The organism is Mesorhizobium sp. M7A.F.Ca.AU.002.02.1.1, assembly GCF_003998535.1.
In the GTDB taxonomy this organism is placed as follows: domain Bacteria; phylum Pseudomonadota; class Alphaproteobacteria; order Rhizobiales; family Rhizobiaceae; genus Mesorhizobium; species Mesorhizobium ciceri.
Window position 1 is genome coordinate 1 of sequence record NZ_RZPB01000377.1, and the last position, 5918, is coordinate 5918.

Here is a 5918-nt window from a genome sequence, read left to right on the forward strand (position 1 = left end):
ACCCCAAGGGGCTCGACGACAAAGCGCGCGCGGTTGCGGCACGCATCGGCAAGGTGCCTGGCGTCATCGACATTTCCGACGGCCTCCCGCCACCCGGCGTCGACTGGGCGCTCGAGGTCGACCGTGCCAAGGCAGCGCAATATGGCATCAGCCCAACCGCTGTCGGCACAGTGGTGCAACTGGTGACCAACGGGCTGAAGCTTTCGGAATACCGGCCTGCCGGCGCCGACGACGCCGTCGACATCAGGCTGCGTCTGCCGGAAGACCGGCGCACGCTGTCGACGCTCGACGAGCTCAGGGTGCAGACCTCGCAAGGCTCGGTGCCGATCTCGAATTTCGTCGTGCGCAAGCCGGAGCCGACGGTCGGTATCCTCAACCGTATCGACGGCGCGCGCACGGTGGTCGTCCAGGCAAACGTTGCCGCAGGCGCCCAGGTCGCGGCCGTGCAGGCGGAGGTCACCAAGGCCGTCTCCGGGATGGATCTCGGCAGCGGCATACGTTGGAAGCTGGCCGGCTCGAACGAAGACAGCGCCGAGGCCAGCGCCTTCCTTGGCAAGGCGTTCGGGGCGGCGATCTTCCTGATCTTCCTGGTGCTGCTGATGCAGTTCAACAAATTCACCAGCGTGCTGATGGTGCTGTCCTGCGTGGTCATGGCGACGGTTGGCGTGTTCCTGGGGCTGCTGATCACAGGCGAGACCTTCGGCATCGTCATGTCGGGCATTGGCGTCATCGCTCTGGCCGGCGTGGTGGTGAACAACAACATCGTGCTGATCGACACCTATGACCGGCTGCGCGAAGAAGGCTGGGACAAGATGGACGCGGTGCTGCAGACCTGCCGCGAGCGCGCCCGGCCGGTGGTGCTGACGGCGGTGTCGGCGATCCTCGGCGTGTTGCCGATCGCCTTCGGCCTTGGGCTGGAAATCTTCCATCACGAGACGACGATCAACGCGCCGTCGACGCAATGGTGGATTTCGCTGTCCTCGGCGATCGTCTTCGGCCTGTCCTTCGCCACCTTGCTGACGCTGGTGGTGACGCCGTCGATGCTGATGATTTTCACGCGCAGCAAGAACAGCCGCTTCTATGCGTTTTTCCGCCGGCTGTTCCGGCGCGGCAAGGGAACGGTTTCGCCGACCGACAGGCCTGGCCAGGAAGCAGGCGACGAACCGGAAATCGCCTTTCCGAAAGCCGCCGAATAGACCCCATCGCCGATTTGACCGCAGAGGCCGCCCGGAACAACCGGGCGGCCTCTGCATTGTCTCTGAGCGAAACGTCGAAGCGAGGGCTTCTCATGCCGATCACCACCATCGTCATCATCGTCCTGATCCTTGTCCTCATCGGCGCGGTGCCGGCCTGGCCGCATTCGCGCTCCTGGGGTTATGGGCCGTCGGGTATTGTCGGCGTCGTGCTGGTGGTGCTCATGGTGTTGCTGTTGATGGGACGGCTCTGAGGCGCCCTCTCGTGGATTGTTCAGTGTGCAGAGGGGCGGCGCCCATGATCGCGGGAGTCAGGCAGCTTTCGCAACGCCATTCACGGTGGCAATGCCGATATCGCCAAGAGCTTCAGCAACCGCCTGATCCAACGGCGTGTGCGGGATCTCGCCGACGATGCCTTCCAGCCGTATCGAAGCCAGCTGATGCGGCTCGAAGCGCAGGTAGGACATGGAGACGATCTCGCGCCACATCGCCACGAACGGGCTGCCAGCGCGCAGCACCCACCAGGGCATCGAAGTCATCTTGAGCGGACGACCAATAGCCTTCTCGGCAGCGGCCTTGATCTGCAGATCGGTGACCGCGTGGCCCGGAAAGTTCAGCGCTTCATAGAAGCCGAGCTTGTCCAGATTGCGCGCCAGCGCGACGAAACCCACAGCGAAGTCAGGCAGATAGGCCCATTCATGCACGAGCTCGACCGGGCCAGGCGCGGTGTAGATACCTTTGTTGATCTTGGCGGCAACGATCAGGTCGAACCATGATCCGCTGCCGGTGCCGCCGAAGAAATCGCCGGCCCGCAGAAGAATGGTGCGGACGCGGCTCGCGTCGGCCTCGCGACGAAACAACTCCTCCATGGCGCAGCGGATGCGGCCCTTTTGCGTGCTCGGGTGGAAGGGTGTGTCTTCCGATATCACCGCCGGCATCGGCGAGCCGTAATTGTAAACGGTGCCGGGGAAGAGGTGCAGTGCGCCGTTCGCGTGGCAGGCGGCCATGACATTCTGCGCCATCGGCAGGCACTTGCCCCAGTCGGTGTAGATCGGGTTGAGGCCGTTGAAGACGATATCGACACCTTGCGTGGCGCGGATGAGGGCCTCGCGGTCGAGAGCGTCACCGGCAACGGCCGTGGCGCCCTTGAGTTCGGCCGGTACCTTGCCGTTGCGGGTGACGGTGCGGACCTCGTAGCCCGCGTCGATGAAGGCCTTGGCGACCACGCGGCCGAGCCGGCCACCGGCACCGAGAATTGCGATCTTGGTCATTGGAAGCACTCCTGGTTGGGATTTAGGTGGTCGGTCGGGCGATCGGTACCAGCGACAGCGCGATCGGGATCAGCGACAAGCGCGATCGGGATCAGCGGCTGCCGAAGAGGTCGCGGTTGCTGCCCTGTGTGACCGGCTTCCGGATGGCCGCATCGGGGTTGTGAATCGAAGCGGTGGTCGTGTCGTCGGTGCTGGTGGCGGCCGGCTGGCTGGCGTCGTTCGAACCAAACTTGTCGCTGCCGGCAAAAGCGGCGCTGACGGAAATGAGGATAGCGGCGGTGGTGAGAGCGATCTTGGTCATCTGAGTTCTCCTGGTAGGTGTTTGCAGTCCGTGTTGGTGTCTGCAGCTGGAATATGGGCGCTTCGAATACGAATGGAAATTGACTAAAGGTGGCGTTCTGATATTCATAAATGAATGGCAGAAATCGACTGGAACCTGATCAAGAGCTTTGTCACCGTGGCGGAATCCGGCAGCCTGTCGGCTGCCGCGCGAAAGCTTTCGGCCAGCCAGCCGACGCTTGGCCGTCACATCGGCGAGTTGGAACAGGCGCTGGGCGTCACGCTGTTCCGTCGAGGACGGCACGGCTACGAACTGACGGAGGCCGGCAGCACGCTGTTGGAACGCGGCAAGGCGGTCAGCGAGCAGGCAAGCGCCTTCTCACTCCTGGCACTGGGTTCGGTCGAGGCTATCGAAGGCACGGTGCGTATCGCCGCCAGCGAGGTCGTGGCGGCCTATGTCCTGCCTGAGATGACGATGCGGCTGGGGATCGAGGAGCCCGGCATCGAGGTCGAGATCGTCGCTTCCAATCAGGTTGAGAACCTGCTGCGTCGAGATGCCGACATCGCCATCCGCATGGTCAAGCCGGCGCAGAACGAGCTGATGGCACGCAAGGTCTGCGACATCGAGCTCTGCGCCTGCGCGGCCAAATCCTATCTCGACAGGCGCGGCCGTCCGCTGAAGCCTGCCGATCTTGTCGGCCACGATCTGGTCGGCTTCGACCGCGGCGACGAGATCATCAGGGGTTTTACCCAGCACGGCATCCCCGTCACCCGGAGCAGCTTCCGCTTCAGGACCGACAACCAGATGGTTTTGTGGGAAGCGGTGCGGGCGGGAAACGGCATTGGTCTTGGCCAGGAGCCGCTGGCCGACAGGGATCCTTTGATTGAGAAGGTGCTGCCTGACCTGCCGCTGCCAGTTCTGCCGGTGTGGCTGGCGATGCATCGCGACGTGCGTACCAGCGTGCGCATCCGCCGTGTGGTGGATTTCCTTCACGAGGAGCTGAAACGCTATTCTGCGGGTGCTGGCGCGAATTCGGCGCGGTGAGCGAGCCCGGCCATCAGCAACACGATGATCAGCAGTCCCGACATGGTGATGAAGATCGGGCCGAAGCTGGAATGCTCGGCAACGAAGCCGATCGCCGACGGCGCCACCAGTATGCCGCAGTATCCGATCGTTGTGACCACGCTCATGCCGGTGCCGGAAGACATGCCTTCCTGGTTGCCGCCGGCCGAAAAGATGATCGGCACCATATTGGCGATGCCGAAGCCGCAAAAGGCAAAGGCTGCAATGGCGAGCCAGGGCGAGGGCGCCAGGCCAGCCACCAGCATGCCGACCGCGGCTACGAGGGCCGACGCGCGTAGCGTCGTCACCGCGCCGAAGCGATTGCGTATGCCGTCGCCGAAGAACCGCGTAACCGCCATGACGCCTGAAAATCCGGCGTAGGCGAGGCCGGCGACGGCGAGATCGGCGCCGAGCTCCTGGCGCAGATACAGGGCTGCCCAGTCGAGCACCGCGCCCTCGGAGATCATCGCCAGTAACGCCATCAGCCCGATCAGATAAACCAGCGGGTTTGCCGGCAGTGCGAATTTGTGGTGCTCGGCCGCCTGCGGTCTGTCTTCGGCGAGGAGATAGCGAACGGCCACCGCGATCACCGCGAAGGCAAACGCCGTTACTGCCGCCGCGTGGACGAGGTGGCCGTAATGCTGGATGGCAAAGCCGCCGAGGCCGCCACCGGCAAAACCGCCGAGACTCCAGAAGCCGTGCGAAGACGACATGACGGCGCGGGAGAGCCGCCGTTCGACCACCACGGCGTTGGCACTCATCGCAACGTCCATGCCACCGATCGAGCCGCCGAAGATGATCATGGCAACGGCCGCCAAGGGTACGTCGGGCGCCAGCGCCACGACCATGAGACCGAGGCTGCCGCACAGGGCGAACCAACGCAGTACGGTGCGCGAACCATGTCTGGAGATCAAATGGCCACACCAGGTCATCGCGACGACGGCGCCGACCCCAAACAACAGAATCAGCAGACCGAGCGTGAACTTCGAAATCTCCAGCCGGGTCAGGAACACCGGAATCTGCGGCGCCCAGCTGCCCGTCAGGAAGCCGTTGGCGAGGAAAATGGCCGCGAGCGCCCATCGGCCGCGAATGGCAGTCAGCTTGGCAGTTGACGCGTTCATGAGGCGAATCCCGCAAGAAATGGCTTCGCGCGGCAAATTAGATCGATTCAATTTTCAGTCAAGGCTCTTTCGGGAAGCATTTTTTGAGCCAAACACAGCCTTGAGTGATCGCCGGCCTTAATGGTCCTTGTGGCGCCTTGCCTCGAATTCGGCCTTCTTGGCGTCGGAGGCCTCGGTCTGGTTGAGCGCCTGCCATTGCGCATAAGGCATGCCGTAGACGATCTCGCGCGACTGATCCTTGGTGAGACCGACGCCCTCGGCATTGGCCGCCTCGCGATACCAGTTCGACAGGCAGTTGCGGCAGAAGCCGGCGAGGTTCATCAGGTCGATGTTCTGCACGTCGTTGCGTTCGCGCAGATGCTCGACCAGCCGGCGGAAGGCGGCCGCCTCGAAATCGCGTTGCTGCTCGTCGCTGAGTTCGGTCATCGAAACCTCCGTCATAGCGGCCCGGTGCGCGAGCCGAACATCTTCACCACATGTATATCGGGACGGCGGTCGATGGCGTCAACGATCGGCGCCAGCCGTTCGGCCCAGGCGAGCGCGCCCTTCTGGTCCGATATCAAATCCTGTCGGATCTCGATCAGCGCATGGGCGAAGCCGTTGACGATGGCGTGCTTGTACATGGTGTCGCCGCGCAGCGCGCCGTCATAGGGTTCGTTGTCGCCGACGACGAGGTTCCTGTCCTGCGCCAGCATGTCTATCAACGGCCGCGCCACGCGGTCGTCGAGGTCCCACAGGATGCCGACGTGCCAAGGACGCTGGATTCCTTGCATGGCCGGGGTGAAGGAATGCACCGAGAAGATGAAGGGCGCCTGGGCGGAAGCCTGTGCGACCGAGGCGATCATGGCGCTGACGGCGTCGTGATAGGGCCGGTAGAACCCGTCGAGCCGCCTCTCGCGCTCCTCGGCAGCGATGGGGTAGTTCCCAGGTACGACCGTGCCGTCATAAAGCTGGCGAATGAGCGTCGGGTCGTCTTCGCCGCGATTGGGAT

At 63.6% G+C, this 5918-nt stretch carries 8 protein-coding genes; 3 read left to right on the plus strand and 5 right to left on the minus strand.

The genetic code is table 11. The annotated features are described in order from the left end of the window. Both EN879_RS21475 and EN879_RS21480 read left to right on the plus strand, forming a co-directional pair. Positions 1-1196: efflux RND transporter permease subunit (locus EN879_RS21475; protein ID WP_164774503.1), on the plus strand; the 1196-nt coding region annotated here is incomplete at its 5' end. Between the two features lie 92 nt (positions 1197-1288). Continuing rightward, complete coding sequence (locus tag EN879_RS21480) at positions 1289-1447, plus strand: DUF3309 family protein (protein WP_013529196.1); 159 nt, start codon at positions 1289-1291, stop codon at positions 1445-1447. Positions 1448-1504: 57 nt separating this feature from the next. On the opposite strand, the gene EN879_RS21485 is transcribed toward EN879_RS21480, so the two are convergent. Together EN879_RS21485 and EN879_RS21490 are read right to left on the minus strand one after the other, a co-directional pair. After that, positions 1505-2464: an SDR family oxidoreductase gene (locus tag EN879_RS21485; RefSeq protein WP_063169178.1), complete on the minus strand. Its 960-nt coding sequence runs from the start codon at positions 2462-2464 to the stop codon at positions 1505-1507. Between the two features lie 91 nt (positions 2465-2555). Next, positions 2556-2765, minus strand: coding sequence for a DUF680 domain-containing protein (locus EN879_RS21490; RefSeq protein ID WP_063169177.1), 210 nt, complete (start codon positions 2763-2765; stop codon positions 2556-2558). Between the two features lie 114 nt (positions 2766-2879). On the opposite strand from EN879_RS21490, the gene EN879_RS21495 reads away from it, so the two are divergent. Continuing rightward, a complete protein-coding gene (locus EN879_RS21495; protein ID WP_063169176.1) occupies positions 2880-3788 on the plus strand; it encodes a LysR family transcriptional regulator in 909 nt (302 codons plus the stop codon). On the opposite strand, the gene EN879_RS21500 is transcribed toward EN879_RS21495, so the two are convergent. The 3 genes from EN879_RS21500 to EN879_RS21510 all read right to left on the minus strand — a co-directional run. Then, entirely contained in the window at positions 3752-4927 is a 1176-nt protein-coding gene (locus EN879_RS21500) for an MFS transporter (RefSeq protein WP_127274232.1), read from the minus strand. The genes EN879_RS21495 and EN879_RS21500 overlap by 37 nt on opposite strands. 117 nt (positions 4928-5044) lie before the next feature. After that, positions 5045-5353 carry a DUF1244 domain-containing protein gene (locus tag EN879_RS21505; RefSeq protein ID WP_063170352.1) on the minus strand — a complete coding sequence of 103 codons (309 nt, stop codon included), beginning with the start codon at positions 5351-5353 and terminating at the stop codon, positions 5045-5047. Between the two features lie 11 nt (positions 5354-5364). Continuing rightward, a partial coding sequence (locus tag EN879_RS21510; protein ID WP_127274233.1) for an N-formylglutamate amidohydrolase occupies positions 5365-5918 on the minus strand: 554 nt, incomplete at its 5' end.

Coding starts and splice junctions, on each gene's coding strand:
- EN879_RS21480 (WP_013529196.1), top strand. CDS start 1,289: ATGCCGATCACCACCATCGTCATCATCGTCCTGATCCTTGTCCTCATC.
- EN879_RS21485 (WP_063169178.1), bottom strand. CDS start 2,464: ATGACCAAGATCGCAATTCTCGGTGCCGGTGGCCGGCTCGGCCGCGTG.
- EN879_RS21490 (WP_063169177.1), bottom strand. CDS start 2,765: ATGACCAAGATCGCTCTCACCACCGCCGCTATCCTCATTTCCGTCAGC.
- EN879_RS21495 (WP_063169176.1), top strand. CDS start 2,880: ATGGCAGAAATCGACTGGAACCTGATCAAGAGCTTTGTCACCGTGGCG.
- EN879_RS21500 (WP_127274232.1), bottom strand. CDS start 4,927: ATGAACGCGTCAACTGCCAAGCTGACTGCCATTCGCGGCCGATGGGCG.
- EN879_RS21505 (WP_063170352.1), bottom strand. CDS start 5,353: ATGACCGAACTCAGCGACGAGCAGCAACGCGATTTCGAGGCGGCCGCC.